The sequence below is a fragment of the Pseudoduganella flava genome (genome assembly GCF_007830495.1).
In the GTDB taxonomy this organism is placed as follows: domain Bacteria; phylum Pseudomonadota; class Gammaproteobacteria; order Burkholderiales; family Burkholderiaceae_D; genus Rugamonas; species Rugamonas flava.
The window spans coordinates 403,328-418,841 of record NZ_VLKW01000006.1; the positions used below are offsets into that span (position 1 = coordinate 403,328).

The 15,514-nt window shown below is 66.4% G+C and carries 16 protein-coding genes; 7 read left to right on the plus strand and 9 right to left on the minus strand.

The window, feature by feature from the left end; translation table 11 throughout:
• Genes IP92_RS17845 through IP92_RS30510 form a run of 6 tightly spaced genes read left to right on the plus strand, consistent with a single transcriptional unit; the run spans position 1 to position 6,785 of the window.
• Positions 1-510, plus strand: coding sequence for a type II secretion system protein M (locus IP92_RS17845; RefSeq protein ID WP_145877514.1), 510 nt, complete (start codon positions 1-3; stop codon positions 508-510).
• The gene (gene gspN / locus IP92_RS17850) at positions 507-1,280 is read left to right on the plus strand and encodes a type II secretion system protein N (RefSeq protein ID WP_145877446.1); all 774 of its coding nucleotides are present in this window, start codon (positions 507-509) and stop codon (positions 1,278-1,280) included. Before IP92_RS17845 ends, gspN begins: the two co-directional genes overlap by 4 nt.
• The gene (gspD, locus tag IP92_RS17855) at positions 1,280-3,454 is read left to right on the plus strand and encodes a type II secretion system secretin GspD (protein ID WP_145877448.1); all 2,175 of its coding nucleotides are present in this window, start codon (positions 1,280-1,282) and stop codon (positions 3,452-3,454) included. Before gspN ends, gspD begins: the two co-directional genes overlap by 1 nt.
• A gap of 6 nt (positions 3,455-3,460) precedes the next feature.
• Positions 3,461-4,879 (plus strand): type II secretion system ATPase GspE, encoded by a 1,419-nt coding sequence (gspE, locus tag IP92_RS17860; protein WP_145877450.1) that lies wholly within the window; start codon positions 3,461-3,463, stop codon positions 4,877-4,879.
• Positions 4,880-4,891: 12 nt separating this feature from the next.
• Complete coding sequence (gene gspF / locus IP92_RS17865; protein WP_145877452.1) at positions 4,892-6,112, plus strand: type II secretion system inner membrane protein GspF; 1,221 nt, start codon at positions 4,892-4,894, stop codon at positions 6,110-6,112.
• Positions 6,113-6,128: 16 nt separating this feature from the next.
• On the plus strand, positions 6,129-6,785 hold the full coding sequence (locus IP92_RS30510) for a type II secretion system protein N (RefSeq protein WP_229418832.1): 657 nt from the start codon (positions 6,129-6,131) through the stop codon (positions 6,783-6,785).
• On the opposite strand, the gene IP92_RS17875 is transcribed toward IP92_RS30510, so the two are convergent.
• The 9 genes from IP92_RS17875 to IP92_RS17915 form a co-directional block, all read right to left on the minus strand.
• Positions 6,777-7,487, minus strand: a complete 711-nt coding sequence (locus tag IP92_RS17875; RefSeq protein ID WP_158206775.1) for a PEP-CTERM sorting domain-containing protein — start codon at positions 7,485-7,487, stop codon at positions 6,777-6,779. The genes IP92_RS30510 and IP92_RS17875 overlap by 9 nt on opposite strands.
• A 130-nt stretch (positions 7,488-7,617) precedes the next feature.
• Positions 7,618-7,821 (minus strand): hypothetical protein, encoded by a 204-nt coding sequence (locus IP92_RS17880; RefSeq protein WP_145877454.1) that lies wholly within the window; start codon positions 7,819-7,821, stop codon positions 7,618-7,620.
• Positions 7,822-7,830: 9 nt separating this feature from the next.
• Positions 7,831-9,168 carry an ATP-dependent protease ATPase subunit HslU gene (gene hslU, locus IP92_RS17885; RefSeq protein ID WP_145877456.1) on the minus strand — a complete coding sequence of 446 codons (1,338 nt, stop codon included), beginning with the start codon at positions 9,166-9,168 and terminating at the stop codon, positions 7,831-7,833.
• A 10-nt stretch (positions 9,169-9,178) separates the two neighbouring features.
• On the minus strand, positions 9,179-9,715 hold the full coding sequence (hslV, locus tag IP92_RS17890; RefSeq protein WP_145877460.1) for an ATP-dependent protease subunit HslV: 537 nt from the start codon (positions 9,713-9,715) through the stop codon (positions 9,179-9,181).
• 73 nt (positions 9,716-9,788) lie between these two features.
• A complete protein-coding gene (locus IP92_RS17895; RefSeq protein ID WP_145877462.1) occupies positions 9,789-11,099 on the minus strand; it encodes an STAS domain-containing protein in 1,311 nt (436 codons plus the stop codon).
• A gap of 114 nt (positions 11,100-11,213) precedes the next feature.
• Complete coding sequence (dksA, locus tag IP92_RS17900; RefSeq protein WP_145877464.1) at positions 11,214-11,663, minus strand: RNA polymerase-binding protein DksA; 450 nt, start codon at positions 11,661-11,663, stop codon at positions 11,214-11,216.
• A 96-nt stretch (positions 11,664-11,759) separates the two neighbouring features.
• The gene (locus IP92_RS17905; protein WP_145877467.1) at positions 11,760-12,809 is read right to left on the minus strand and encodes a CobW family GTP-binding protein; all 1,050 of its coding nucleotides are present in this window, start codon (positions 12,807-12,809) and stop codon (positions 11,760-11,762) included.
• A 76-nt stretch (positions 12,810-12,885) separates the two neighbouring features.
• On the minus strand, positions 12,886-13,839 hold the full coding sequence (locus IP92_RS17910; protein WP_145877470.1) for a tyrosine recombinase XerC: 954 nt from the start codon (positions 13,837-13,839) through the stop codon (positions 12,886-12,888).
• Position 13,840: 1 nt separating this feature from the next.
• Positions 13,841-14,512, minus strand: a complete 672-nt coding sequence (locus IP92_RS17915) for a DUF484 family protein (RefSeq protein ID WP_145877472.1) — start codon at positions 14,510-14,512, stop codon at positions 13,841-13,843.
• A 143-nt stretch (positions 14,513-14,655) separates the two neighbouring features.
• On the opposite strand from IP92_RS17915, the gene IP92_RS17920 reads away from it, so the two are divergent.
• The coding region (locus tag IP92_RS17920) for an IS1595 family transposase (protein WP_145877474.1) at positions 14,656-15,514 on the plus strand (859 nt) is incomplete at its 3' end.

Sequence of the window (15,514 nt, forward strand, 5' to 3'; positions counted from 1 at the left end):
ATGAAGGAAAGTGTGAACAACCTGCGCGCCACGGCCGCGGCATTCTGGGGCGCCCGCACCGAGCAGGAACGGCGCTACCTGGCGGTGGGCGGCATCGTCGTCGGCCTTGCGCTGTTCTATGCGCTGCTGATCGACCCGGCGCTGACGGGCCGCGAGCGGCTGCGCAAGGAATTGCCGTCGCTGCGCCAGCAGGCCGCCGAGATGCAGGCGCTGGCGAACCTGTCGGCCCAGCTGGCGGCCCAGCCGCCCGTGCAACCACAGCCGCTGACGCGCGAAGCCGTCAACAGCGCGTTGTCGACGCGCGGCCTGACGGCGGCTTCATTGACCGTCACCGGCGACTATGTGAAGGCCGAGTTCAAGGACGTGCCCTTCGCCGGTCTCGTCACGTGGCTCGACGCGGTGCGGCGCGACAGCCGCCTCGCCGTCGTGGAAGCGAAGGTCACGGGCCAGGACAAGCCGGGTCAGGTGGACGCTTCGCTGACGCTGCGCCAGGAAGCGGGCGGCCGATGAAGCGCACCATCCTGTGGCTGCTGGCGATCGTCTTCACCGGCGCGCTGACCCTGGCCGTGTTCTTCCCGGCCACGTGGGTGGCCGCGCTGGTCGAGAAGCAGACGGGCGGCCGGCTGACCCTGGGCGATGCGCAGGGCACGCTGTGGCGCGGCTCGGCGTTCGTCGGCGGCGCGGCCAGCGGCAATGGCCCCGTCACGCCGCTGCTGCCGGGGCGCTTCGCATGGCGGCTGTCGCCGCTGGCGTTGATCGGCAACGTCCGCATGGAATTGTCCAATCCCGAATCGCTGACGCAGAGCGTCGTGTTTACGGGCAGCTGGCGCGAGTGGCAGCTGAGCCCCGCCGCCTTGCGGCTGCCGGCGGACGGCTTGTCCGGCCTTGGCGCGCCGCTCAATACGCTGGCGCTGTCCGGCCGGCTGCAGCTGGCATGGACGTCGCTGCAGCTGGCGCTGGTCGACCGCAACGTGCAGGTGCGCGGCGTGACGACGCTGCGCATGGACGACGTGTCGTCACGCCTTGCGCCGACCAAGCCGCTCGGCAGCTACCAGCTGGCGCTCGACTGGCAGGGCCAGCATGCGAACGTCGTGCTGACGACGGCGAAAGGGCCGCTGCTGCTGTCCGGTACCGGCCAGCTGCGCAACGGCCGGCTGCAATTTTCCGGCCAGGCCGATACGGCGACCGGCTACGAAGACACGCTGGGCAACCTGATTAACCTGCTGGGTCAGCGCCGCAACGTCGGCGGTAAAAACATCATCGCACTAGAGTTCAGATAATGAAAACTGCAAGTCATTCCAAACTTCCTGCGCTGCGGCGCCTGTCCGCCGCCGCGCTGTTGTGCTGCGTGCTGTCGTCCTCGATCGGTCCCGCGTGGGCCGCGCCCGCGCCGCAGGACGAGGCCGCGCTGAACTTCGTCGGTGCCGATATCGAAGCCGTCATCAAGGCGGTGGGCCATTACACCAACATCACGTTCTTGATCGATCCGCGCGTGAAGGGCACGATCACGCTCGTGTCCGAGAAGGCGATCACGAAGTCGCAGGCGTTCGCGCTGCTGACTTCCGCGCTGCGCCTGCAAGGCTACGCGATCGTGTCCGGCGACGGCTACGCGAAGGTCGTCCCGGAAGCGGAAGCGAAGCTGCAGGCCACGCCGACCGTCGTGAAAGGCCAGGCCACGCCGAAGGGCGACCAGGTGGCCACCCAGGTGTTCCAGCTGAACCACGAGTCGGCGGCGAACCTCGTCACCGTGCTGCGCCCGCTGATCTCGACGAACAACACGATCAACGCCAACCCGGGCAACAACACGCTCGTGATCACGGACTATGCGGACAACCTGAAGCGGCTGGCGAAGATCATCGCCGCAATGGATACGCCGGCCACCGCCGATATCGACGTGGTCCCCGTGCAGTACGGGATCGCCAGCGACTTGGCGACGATCGTCAACAAGCTGATGGAGCCGGGCAGCGGCGGCGACGGCGGCGGCCGCGTCTCCGTGATGGCCGATCCGCGCACCAATTCGCTGGTGCTGCGCGCGCCGTCCGCGGCCCGCGCCGCGCTGGCGAAGTCGCTGATCGCGAAGCTGGACCAGCCCACCACACAGGCGGGCAATGTGCACGTCGTCTACCTGAAGAACGCGGATGCGACAAAGCTGGCTGAGACGCTGCGCGCCGTGATCACGGGCGAGGCGCCGTCCACCAGCAGCACCGGCACGGCGAACAACCAGTTCGGCAACCAGGGCAACCAAAGCTCGCTGGGCAATTCGTTCTCCGGCTCGAACACGAACTCGGCGTCGACAACGAACGGCCCGACCAACCCGGCACTGCAGGCCAACCGCAGCGGTTCGCAATCGACGACGGGCGCGGGCGGCTTCATCCAGGCCGACCCGTCGACCAACACGTTGATCATCACGGCGCCGGACGCCGTGTACCGCAACCTGCGCGCCGTGATCGACCAGCTCGACGTGCGCCGCGCCCAGGTCTACATCGAGGCGCTGATCGTCGAAGTCTCGGCCGACAAGGCGTCCGACTTCGGCGTGCAGTGGGTTGCCGCTTCCGGCGACAGCAACAGCACCTACCGGATCGGCGGCCTGCAGTCGTTCTCCAGCGGCGGCAACAACCTGGTCAACGTGTACAACGGCACCAGCGCGCCCAGCAACGGCCTGACGATCGGTATCTTCAAGCAGCTGGCGGACGGCAAGTACGGCCTGGGCGCCGTCGCCCACACGCTGGAGACGAACGGCAACGGCAACATCCTGTCGACGCCGAACATGATCACGCTGGATAACGAGGTCGCAACGATCCGCGTGGGCCAGAACGTGCCGATCCTGACGGGCCAGTACACGACCAGCTCCGGTACCACGACGAGCCCGTTCCAGACGATCGACCGCAAGGACGTGGGCCTGATCCTGAAGGTGAAACCGCAGATCTCCGAAGGCGGCACGATCAAGCTGGCGATCTACAACGAGTCGTCGTCCGTCGCGGCATCCTCCGTCAATGCGACGCAGGGCATTACGCTGAATACCCGCGTCATCGAGAACAACGTCATTGCCGACGATGGCCAGATCATCGTGCTGGGCGGCCTGATCGAGGACACGGGCTCGGACAACGTGGAAAAAGTGCGCGGCCTGGGCGACATTCCCGTGATCGGCAATCTGTTCAAGTACAACACGCGCAGCCGCAAGAAGACGAACCTGATGGTGTTCCTGCGCCCCGTGGTCATCCGCAGCAAGGAGCAGAGCCAGAGCCTGGCGGCGGACCGCTACGACTACATGCGCGCGGCCGGCGCCACGCTGGAGCAGGACAAGTCGCCGCTGGTGCGCAATCTGGGCAACCCGGAGCTGCCGGCGCTCGTCAACGGCATCCCGACCGGCTCGCCGGCGCTCGCGAAACCGGTGCCGCCGGCGCCAGTGCCGGAGCGCACGCCGGGTGCCGCGGAACCGCAACCGAAGCAGTAACGCACCATGGACAACCTACTCCCTTACGCGTTCGCGCGCGACTTCCTCGTGCTGGCGAAGGGCGGCGAGCGCGATGGCACGGTCGAGGTGCTGGTATCGAACGCCACGGCGCCTGCGGCGATCGCCGAGGTGTCGCGCCGCTTCGGCCGCATCCGCCTGAAGCCGATGCCGCGCGCCGAACTCGAGGAAGCGATCGCCGCTGCCTATGCGGGCGCCGGCGGCAACGTGTCGCAGGTGGCCGACGAGTTCGATGCCGATCTCGATCTCACCAAGCTGCTGCAGGACGTGCCGGCCATCGAAGACCTGCTGGAATCGTCCGACGATGCGCCGGTGATCCGCATGATCAACGCGCTGCTGACGCAGGCGCTGCGCGACGGCGCCTCCGACATCCACGTGGAGCCGTTCGAGCAGATCTCCGTCGTGCGCTTTCGCATCGACGGTGCGCTGCGCGACATCGTCAAGCCGAAGAAGGCGATCCACGGCTCGCTGATCTCGCGTATCAAGATCATGGCGCAGCTGGACATCGCCGAGAAGCGCCTGCCGCAGGACGGCCGCATCACGCTGCGCGTGGGCGGCAAGCCGGTGGACGTGCGCGTCTCGACGCTGCCGACTGGCCACGGCGAGCGTGCCGTGCTGCGTCTGCTGGACAAGGAAGCGGGCCGGCTCGACCTGCAGCACCTGGGCATGAGCGAAGAGATGCTGGCCCAGTTCAATGAGCTGATCGCACAGCCGCACGGCATCGTCCTCGTCACGGGGCCGACCGGTTCGGGCAAGACGACGACGCTGTATGCCGCGCTGTCGCTGCTCAATTCGACGACGACGAACGTCCTCACCGTCGAGGACCCGATCGAATACGACCTCGCGGGCGTCGGCCAGACGCAGGTCAATCCGCGCATCGACATGACGTTCGCGAAGGCGCTGCGGGCCATCCTGCGGCAAGACCCGGACGTGATCATGATCGGCGAGATCCGCGACCTGGAAACGGCGCAGATCGCCGTGCAGGCTTCGCTGACGGGCCACCTCGTGCTGGCCACCTTGCACACGAACGATGCGGCGTCCGCCGTGACGCGCTTGCTGGACATGGGCATCGAACCGTTCCTGCTGTCGTCGTCGCTGCTGGGCGTGCTGGCGCAGCGCCTGGTGCGCAAGCTGTGCCCGGAGTGCAAGACGTTCGACGGCAGCCAGTGGCACGCGGTCGGCTGCGATGCGTGCGGCCACACGGGCTACCAGGGCCGCGTCGGCATCTACGAGCTGTTGCAGACCACCGACCGGATCCGCGCGCAGATCCACGACCGTTCATCCGAGGCCGAGGTGCGGGATACGGCGCTGGCCGACGGCATGAAGACGATGCGCGACGACGGCGAACGCTGGCTCGCGAACGGCACGACGACGCTGGCCGAGCTGCTGCGCGTCGCCAAGGATTGAAGGACGTAAGCGATGCCGGCATTCCGATATGAAGCCGTCGACGCGGGCGGCGCCACGAAGAAGGGCGTCGTCAACGCCGACAGCCCGCGCGCCGCGCGCGCCGATCTGCGTTCGCAAGGCCTCGTGCCGATCAAGGTCGACACGATCTCCGCGCAGGTCGATGCCAGCGGCACCGCCGTGCGCCGCGGCTTCGGCGAGAAACTGTCGACGACGGAGCTGGCGCTGTTCACGCGCCAGCTGGCCAGCCTGCTGGAAGCGGGCCTGCCGCTGGAGCAGGCGTTCACCGCGCTGCTGGAACAGGCCGAGCGCCAGTACGTGCGCGACCTGATCGCGTCGATCCGCTCCGAAGTCATCGGCGGCGCCGCGTTGTCCGACGTGCTGGGACGCCACCCGCGCGACTTTGCCGAGATCTACCGGGCGCTGGTCGCATCGGGCGAGCAGATCGGCCAGCTGTCGCGCGTGTTGTCGCGCCTGGCCGATTACATCGAGCGCCGCAACGCGCTGGTGACGAAGGTGAAGCTGGCGTTCACGTACCCGGCAATCGTCACCGTCGTCGCGTTCGCGATCGTGATCTTCCTGCTGACCTATGTGGTGCCGCAGATCGTGTCGGTGTTCGCGAACACGAAGCAGAAGTTGCCGCTGTTGACGGTGATGATGCTGGCCATCTCGGACTTCGTGCGCAACTACGGCATCGTGGTGCTGGTGCTGCTGATCGGCGCGTGGTTCGCGTGGCGCAAGGCGCTGGAAAACATCGCGCTGAAAACGCGTTGGCACACCTGGCTGCTTACGGCCCCGCTGTACGGCAAGTTCGAGCGCAGCCTGAACACGTCGCGCTTTGCCAGCACGCTGGCGATCACCACCGGCTCCGGCGTGCCGATCCTGCGCGCCCTGGAGACGAGCCGCGATACGCTGTCGAACGTGGCGATGCGCCAGCTGGTCGAACAGGCCAGCGACGCGGTGCGCGAAGGCGTCGGCCTGGCCCGCGCGCTGTCGGCGCAGAAGCACTTCCCGCCGATGCTGATCCACATGATCCGCGCCGGCGAGATCACCGGCGAACTGCCGGCGATGCTCGAGCGCGCCGCCGCCGCGCAGGAAGCCGACCTGGAGCGCCGCACGCTGACGATCGCCGGTCTGTTGGAGCCGGCGCTGATCCTCGCGATGGGCGTCGTCGTGCTGCTGATCGTGCTGGCCGTGCTGATGCCGATTATCGAGATCAACCAGCTGGTGCGCTGAGCACCGAAAGAAACAGATGAACCGTTCGCCTCTCATTCACACCCTCGTCACCCTGGCCGCCGTGGTCGCGCTGACCGCGTCGACGGCCTATTGGGGGCTGCAGTTGTTCAAGCCGCAGCAAAGGCCGATCGCCGCCGTACCGCTGCAGGAAGCCCCGCCCGCGCCGGTGGATGCGGCATTGGGGCTGTTCGGCGGCCAGGCGGCCGTCGCCACGGCCAGCACCTACCAGCTGCGCGGCGTCGTCGCCGCGCGCGACGGCCGCGGCAGCGTGGCGATCATCTCGGCCAACAACGAGCCGCCGAAGGCTTACCCGGTCGGTAAGGAGATCGCACCGGGCGTGACGGTGCAGGACGTGCAGCCGCGCTATGTCGTGCTGCTCGACGGCGGTGTGCAGAAGCGGCTGGAATTGCTGGCGGACGACGGCGTGTCGTCGACGACGGCGGCACCGCTGGCCCCCGTGAACCGGGCCGCGCCGCCGCCACCGATGCCGTCGCCTTCGCCCACGCCGACGCCGGCACCCGTCACTCAGCCGCCACCTGCCGCGCCGGCACCGGCCACGACGCCATCCGCGACCCCGATGGTCACACCGCCGCCGGGCACGCCGGTCGGCCCGCCGGGCCAGACCGCGCCGGTCCAGACGGCGCCGGCGCAGCGGCCCGTGACGTCAGGTTAAGGAAGCACCGGCACGCCGGCGCAGCAGGTGGCCGCCTGTCAGCACGCCCAGGCCACCCAGCAGCAGGGCCCACGCGCCGGGCTCCGGTACCGGCAGCGCGACGGCCGGGCCGCCGTTCACCGACAGCGTCAGCAGCGTTCCCCTGATGTTGTAGTACACCTGATCGGGACCGATTACCTGGTACTCGAACCTGCCCGTGTGCCCGAAGGGGAAGTTGCCGACGTCGGTCACCGCCGTACCGGCCAGATGCGACGCGGTCGGGTCGATGAATTGCACGGCGAGCCATTCGGCGCTGTTGCGCCAGGACTCGAAAGTCACCGTATCCGGCGACAGCGTGGCATCGTAGCTGTTCCATAGCACGACCGAATGGCGATCGGTCGCCGCATGGGAGATCGTGCCGATGTTGAACTGCTGGGTCGGCGCGGTGCCGATCGTGTAGGTTTCCGTCAGTGCGTAGCCCCAGTTCGCGTAGCCGATTCCATGGGCGTTCCAGCCATCCGTATAGCCGAATACGCCGGTTCCCACGTCGCCGACACTGAGGCTGCCCTCCGGCAGTGTCACGGAAGCGGGCGTCGCGTTCTCGACGCCGTTCCAGACGTTGATGTGCGTGATCTGCATCGTGTATTCGTAGCGGTAGTCCGCCGCGTGGGCGAGCGACATCGTCAACGCGGCGAGTGCCGCGGCGCATGACAGGTGCTTCATCCGGTTCTCCAGGTTGACAAGACCGGACGAGTGAAACATCAAGTTATTGTTAAGTCAACGGAACGGTGCGGCTTGCAAACTGCACGTTGTTGCACTTTTGCAGGAATGACGAGCGAGGAAAGGGAAGGCGTCACTCGTCCGGATCGGGCTTGAGCTTCGCCTTTGCAATGGCCAGCTTGGCGGCCTGGCGTTCGGCCGATTTGCTGCGTTCGTGCGGGCCCGCCGCGCGCGCCTTCGCCAGCGCCGCAAACGGATTGCGGGGCTTGCTGAACGATTGCGACGGCTCCACGCGAATGCGCATCTTCTGCCGGGTTGCCAGGGCCTTGTTCGCCATGATGCCTTGTTACAGGACGTACCTGGACAGGTCTTCGTTGACGGACAGCGCTTCCAGCCGCTGGTTCACGTACTCCGCGTCGATGACGATGCGCTTGTCGGTCGTCTCGGACGCCGTGAACGAAATCTCCTCGAGCAGCTTTTCCATCACCGTGTACAGCCGCCGCGCGCCGATGTTCTCGGTGCGCTCGTTGACCTGGTACGAGATCTCGGCCAGCCGCGTGATGCCGTCCTGGGCGAATTCCAGTTCCACGCCTTCCGTCGCCAGCAGCGCCTGGTACTGGCGCGTCAGGCATGCATCGGTGCTCGTCAGGATACGCTCGAAGTCCGCGATCGACAGCGATTCCAGTTCGACGCGGATCGGGAAGCGGCCCTGCAGCTCCGGGATCAGGTCCGACGGTTTGGCGAGGTGGAACGCGCCGGAAGCGATGAACAGGATGTGGTCCGTCTTGATCATGCCGTACTTCGTGTTCACCGTCGTGCCTTCGACGAGCGGCAGCAGGTCGCGCTGCACGCCGGCGCGCGACACGTCGGCGCCGCCCACTTCGGAGCGCGACGCGATCTTGTCCACTTCATCGAGGAACACGATGCCGTTCTGCTCCACATTGTGGATGGCCTTCTGCTTCATCTCGTCCTCGTTGACGAGCTTGGCGGCTTCCTCGTCGAGGAGCAGCTTCATCGCCTCGCGCACCTTGATCTTGCGGGCCTTCTTGCGGCCGCCGCCGACGCCGGCGAACATCGATTTGATCTGCTCCGTCATCTCTTCCATGCCGGGCGGCGCCATGATTTCCATCTGCGGGCCCGGATCGGACAGTTCGATCTCGATTTCCTTGTCGTCCAGTTCGCCCTGGCGCAGGCGCTTGCGGAACGTCTGGCGGGTGGTGTCCTTCTCGCCGGACGGCTCCTGCGTCACGTCGCGGAAGCCGAAGTCGCGCGGCGGTGGCAGCAGGATGTCGAGCACGCGGTCTTCCGCCGCATCCTCGGCACGCGCGCGCACCTTCGCCATCTCGGCCTGGCGGGTCTGCTTGACGCCGATGTCGATCAGGTCGCGGATGATCGTGTCGACGTCGCGGCCCACGTAGCCGACCTCGGTGAACTTCGTCGCCTCGATCTTGATGAAAGGCGCGTCGGCCAGCTTCGCCAGGCGGCGCGCGATTTCCGTCTTGCCGACGCCCGTCGGGCCGATCATCAGGATGTTCTTCGGGGTGATCTCATGGCGCAGCGGTTCCTCGACCTGCTGGCGGCGCCAGCGGTTGCGCAGCGCGATGGCGACGGCCTTTTTCGCTTTCGCCTGGCCGACCACGTGCTTGTCGAGTTCCCCGACGATTTCCTGTGGTGTCATGTTCATGTGCGTAACCTTAGTCCAGGGTTTCGATGATGTGCGACAGGTTCGTGTAGATGCACAGTTCGCCCGCGATCGTCAGCGATTTCTTGACGATCTCCGCGGGGGAGAGCTCGGTGTTCTCGAACAGTGCCTTGGCGGCCGACTGCGCGTAGACGCCGCCGGAGCCGATCGCGCCGATGCCGTCTTCCGGTTCCAGCACGTCGCCGTTGCCCGTGATGATCAGGGTCGATTCCGCGTCGGCGACGAGCAACATCGCCTCGAGCCGGCGCAGCACGCGGTCGGTACGCCAGTCCTTGGCCATCTCGACCGATGCGCGCAGCAGGTTGCCCTGGTGTTTTTCCAGTTTCGCCTCGAAGCGGTCCAGCAGCGTGAACGCATCCGCCGTGCCGCCGGCGAAGCCGCACAGCACCTTGCCTTGATACAGTTTGCGCACCTTGCGGGCCGTGCCCTTCATGACGATATTGCCGAGCGTGACCTGGCCGTCGCCACCCAGCGCGACTTGCTTGCCGCGCCGTACGGAGAGGATCGTGGTGCCGTGAAATTGTTCCATGTTTGCCTCAAATGATGACGCCAGCCGCGAAAATGGGGCCCGATCAAGAAATTGCAAGACGGATAAACTCGCCTCAGTACCGATGCGGAAACAGCCGCGCCACGGCGCCGAAGTCCAGCAGCCGCAGCAGGGCAGCCGTCAGGTGATTCAGCTCGCGAAACTCGATGCGCCGGCCGTCCGCCGCCAGTTCCGTCAACAACGCCAGCAACTGCCCGGCCGCGCCGTAGTCCATGCGCGCCAGCCGCGAACAATCCAGTACCAACGCCGGACTAGCGTCGGCATACGCACGGATGCCGGCCAGGACGTCTCCCGCGTCGCCCGTCATCTGCCGTGGCAGCAGGTATCGATCCGCGGCCGGGGCGGCCAGCTGGCGCGGCGTGCTGGCCACCTTGCCGGGCGGTGTGAACGGCGGCGGCGAGACCTCGAACGTCACGCAGTAGTCCATGCTGGCTTCCTCGAACTCCTTCTCGCGGTTCAGCAGCCGCAGCAGCTCCAGCAGCAGCAGCCAGGGCGCCTCGCCCTCGTCGCGCCGGCCCACGTCGACAATGCCCTTCACCTGGGCCAGCAATTCGCCGGCGCCCACCAGCATCAGCTCGCGGCCCCGCTGCACGATCCGCAGCGCATCGACGAGCAGCGCACACCCTTCCGGTTCGACTGCCGTGACGCGGGAAAAATCCAGCCGCAGCACGGCCGCCCCTTGCGCGATGTCACCGAAGCGCGCGATTTGCGGCGCGGCGGACGCATCGAGCACGCCGGCCAGCGTCGCCGTCGGCGTCACGCCGGTGTAAGCGCCTGCTTCTTCCGCCAGCGCGCCGTTCCACGAGGGGGGCGACGTCTCGAACGTGCTGGCATAGTCGATCGACAGGCTGTCGAACGCTTCGGCGCGGTTGGTCAGCTGATACAGGTCGAACAGCATCCACCAGATCGTGCGGTCGCCGCGCGGCTGAGACGCGATCGCCCCGGCCAGCAGCGCACAGGCATCGTCGACGCGGCCGTCCGCGTACAGGATCGCCGCTTCCTCGACGGCGGGCGCGCGCTCGGCGGCTGCGGCTTCCGCCGGCGTCTCGTCGTCGCCCTGCAGTTCGGTAACGGCCTCGTCCAGCAGGGGCAATGTCGCGCCGTCATCCGGCGCAGGGTGGGCCGGGCGGGGGCGGGGCGGACGGCGAAATGCCGGTTCGGGGTCGGCAAAGATGTCGGCGGCCATCGCGGCTTCGATCGCGTCGATCTTCAGCACGGTGGCGCGGGCGATGTCGCGCTGCAGGTCCAGCTGCGACTGGTCGGGCTGGCGCAGCAGTTCGCTGTCGGCGGCCAGGCGGGCGTACGCCTCGTCTTCGTCGACGATGTCGTCCAGCTTGCCTTTGCGGAAGAGGGAGAAGAGTCCCATCGCATTAGTGTAGCCCAAGGGCAAGGGCGAACTCGGCACTGTAGGATCCTGAAACAAAAAAAGCATGCCGGAGCATGCTTTCTTTGCAGGGGAAGCTTCGGAGAAGCGGCAGGATCAGTCGCCGTACAGCTTCTGCTTCAGTTCCCGGCGTTGCTGCGCTTCCAGCGACAGCGTGGCCGTCGGGCGGGCGATCAGGCGGGGAATGCCGATCGGCTCGCCGGTTTCCTCGCACCAGCCGTATTCGCCGTTCTCGATGGCGACGAGCGATTGCTGCACTTTCTTCAGCAGTTTGCGCTCACGGTCGCGGGTGCGCAGTTCCAGCGCGTGCTCTTCCTCGATGGTTGCGCGGTCGGCCGGGTCGGGCACGAGCACGGTTTCACGCAGGTGCTCGGTGGTTTCGCCGGCATTTTTCAGCAGTTCCTTTTCGAGGGCCTGCAGGCGCGCCTTGAAGAAGGCCTGCTGCGCCGGGTTCATGTAGTCCTTGTCGCTCATCGCGAGGATTTCCTGTTCGGTGAGCAAGGGAGCTTCTGCAGCCGCGGGGGTCGATTTATTTGTTTTCGTCATGACTTCGCTTACCTTCGATACGACAGAGTTTTCAAATTCCAGCCGGTAGGCCTCGGGGGCCAGGACCTGGCTCGGCCCCACAAAAACCGGGTTAGTTTATACCAAACATTGTTCCAAACCGCGAATAAAGATGTCTTTAGGTAGATTTTTGCCAATAAACACCATTTTGCTGCCGCGGACGTCGTTTTCTCCCCATTTGGCGCCGAGGTCGCTTCCCATCAACTGGTGCACGCCCTGGAACACGACCTTGCGGTCGGCGCCCTGCATCCACAATACGCCTTTGTAGCGCAACATGCGAGGCCCGTACACATTGACGAGCCCGCCAAGGAATTCGTCCAGCTTGGCCGGGTCGAACGGCCGGTCGCTCTTGAACGCGAACGCGGCGATCTCGTCCGTATGATGCGCATGCCGGTGGCTCGGGTGGTCGCAGTGTGCGCCATGCTCGTGGTCGTGATCATGGGCGTGGTGGTGTTCGTGATCGTGCTCCTCGGCGGCGAGGAAGTCCGGATCGATCTCCAGCTTCTCGTTCAGGTTGAACCCTTTCAGGTCCAGCACTTCCGTGATCGGCGCATTGCCGTGATCGGACCGGCCGATCGGCGCGCGCGGGTTGATGCGGCGGATGCGCGCCGTCAGCGCCTCGATGGCCGCGTCGTCGACCAGGTCAGTCTTCGACAGCAGGATCCTGTCGGCGAACCCGATCTGGCGCTGCGCTTCCTCGTTGGCGTCCAGTTGCTGCATCGCGTGGCGCGCGTCGACGAGGGTGACGATCGCATCGAGCAGGTAATGGCTGCCCACTTCCTCGTCGATGAAGAACGTCTGCGCGACGGGGCCCGGATTGGCCAGGCCGGTCGTTTCGATGACGACGCGGTCGAACGCGATCTCGCCGGCGGCGCGCTTCTTCGCCAGGTCCGACAGGCCGATGATCAGGTCGCCCCGCACCGTGCAGCAGATGCAGCCGTTGTTCATTTCGACGATCTGCTCGCGACTCTCCTGCACCAGGATCTCGTTGTCGATGTTCTCCTGGCCGAATTCGTTCTCGATCACGGCGATTTTCATGCCGTGGTTTTCCCGCAGGATACGGTTAAGCAACGTGGTTTTGCCGGCGCCCAGGAAGCCGGTCAGGATGGTGGTCGGGATCAGTGCCATAGCAAATGCCGGTAATAGAATCGGTCGATTATGCAGCAATTCCAATTAGGCTGTCCAATGCCAGCCTTGAGCCGGATCAGCCCTTGTTGGAGCCGGATCGGGCCCGCGGATGCGCCTTGTCATACACCTCGGCCAGGTGCTGGAAATCCAGCGCCGTATAGACCTGGGTGGATGTGATGCTGGCGTGGCCCAGCATTTCCTGCACGGCGCGCAGGTCGCCGGAAGATTGCAGCACGTGGGAAGCAAACGAGTGCCGCATCATGTGCGGGTGCACGTGCACCGGCGTGCCGGTCGCCAGCGCATGGGCTTTCAGCCGCATCTGCACGACGCGGGGCGACATGCGGGTGGCGCGCTCCGTCAGGAACAGCGCCGTGCTGCCGTCGCGCGGCGCGGGGCGCACCGTGAGCCACGTATCAATCGCCGCCAGCGCGGCCTTGCCGACGGGAACGCGGCGCATCTTGTTGCCCTTGCCCGTGACGACGACTTCGCCGTTGTCGCGCTCCAGCCAGCCTGCCGAGGCGACGCCGTCGGCCTTGACGAAGTGGACGTCCAGCCCGCACAGCTCCGACACCCGCAGGCCGCTCGAATACAGCAGTTCGAACATCGCGGTATTGCACAGCTCGGCAGGGGTGGGCGTGGCGGCGGTCCGGGCCGGCGTGGCGACGAGCTGCACGGCATGCTCGACAGACAGCGCCTTCGGCAAGCCCTTCGCGCGCTTCGGCGCACGCACGCCGTCCACCGGATTGGCGGCCAGCGCCGTGTGTTCGGCCAGCCAGCCGAAGAAGCCGCGCCAGCCGGACAGCTTGCGGGCGATCGAACGGGCCTGCAGCCCGCCCGCATGCAGTTTCGCCGTGTAGCGGCGGATGTCGGCGGGGGTGATCGCGGGCCACGGCAGCTCTCCGGACAGCGTGGCCAGTTCCGCGATGTCGCGGCCGTACGCCGCCACAGAGCGGGGCGACAGCTTGCGCTGCGTGGCCAGGTGGCGCAGCCAGTCGGCGCTCCACTCGGCCTTGCCGCGCGCGGCGTTCATGTCAGGCCAGCAGCGGGGCCAGCGCGACGCTGGCCGTCTCGCCGATGTGCACGAGGAAGTCCGTGGCCATCAGCGACGTGAAGCGTTCCGGATCGGGCGAGCCCATGATCAGGAGGCCGAACGCCGGGCCCTTCGTGCCGGGCTGGCGCAGCGCCACGATAACGGCGGACTGGATCGCGGCCGCGTCGTCGAGCCAGCGCACCGCCTCGAAATCGTTGTTGCTGCCGCAGTAGGGCGACTGCAGGCTGTTCGCGAACAGCCGCGCATCCTCGGAGACGCCGGCGGCGAACCACTCGTCCGCATAGGCAGGGGCGACGCCGAACAGGCGCAGCGTGGCGGCCGGCACCTGGAAGCTGTCCTTCAGGCCTTCGGTGACTGCGCGCGGCATGGCGGCCACGTCGCGCTCGCGCAGCAGCGACTGGTGCCAGCTGTGGAAGCGGTTCGCGATCGCCTGGTTTTCCTGGGCGTGGCGCTTCAGTTCCGCGAGGCGCAATTCCAGCGCCTTGTACTTTTCGCGCATCACTTCCATCTGGCGTTCCTGCAGCGACACGGCGCGGCCCGTCAGCGGGCTGGACAGGCGGACATCGCCCAGCAGGTTGGCGTGTTCTTCAAAGAAATGGGGATGGTCTGTCAGGTACTGTGCGACAGCCGTCGAATCCAGGGTAGCGGTCATTATTGTCACTTCGAAAAAATGCAAGCAACATTCTACCCGACAGGCAATAAAAAACGCGCTGTTCGCGTAAGATTGGGGAACTTCCAGGAATCAACGCTGTCTGATCTTCTGTTGAGATAACTCATCGATAACAGGAGGCAAAGATGGGCACGAGCGGCTTTCAGCACCTGTTTCGCGCACTGGCCCGGCTGCCGCTATCGGCTGACGAGATTGCTTGCTTGCGTCACTGGCTCGGCGCGCTGGAGGCGCCCGGGCGCTGCCTGGCCCTGATCGAACAAGCGAAGGGGCGATGTGCCTGTCCTCATTGCGGCAATGCGCGCTGCCATCGCAGCGGCAACGCCAACGGCTTGCAGCGGTATCGCTGCATCGCCTGCCGACACAGCTTCAACGCGCTGACCGGCACGCCGCTGGCGCGCCTACGGCATCGCGACAAATGGCTCCCGTATTTCCAGTGCTTGATCGAGTCGCGCACGGTGCGCGCGGCGGCCGAACGCGTCGCGGTCGCGACGTCGACCAGCTTTCGCTGGCGCCACCGGTTCGTCGCCGCCGTGCGGCGCGAGGAGCCGCCTACATTGAAGGGCATCGTGGAAGCCGACGAAACGTATGTGCTCGAATCGCAGAAGGGCTCGCGCCACCTCGACAGGCCGGCGCGCAAGCGTGGTGGCAGGGCCACGTGCCGCGGCATCAGTAAGGAGCACGAATGCCTGCTGGTCGCGCGCGATCGCGGCAAGACCACGCACGCTTTTCATGCCGGCCAGGGCGAGCCGGACGCCGAGCGCCTGCTGCGCTATCTGAAACCGGTGCTGGCGCGCGATGCCTTGCTGGTCAGCGACGGCGCAGCCGCTTATCCGCGATTTGCGAAGCTGGCTGGGATCAGCCATCGGGCGATCAACGTGCGCGCCGGCGAGTACGCGCGCGGCGCCATCCACGTCAACGGCGTCAACGGCTGGCATGGCCGCTTCAAGACCTGGCTGCGCAGATTTTGCGGTGTGGCGAGCCGCT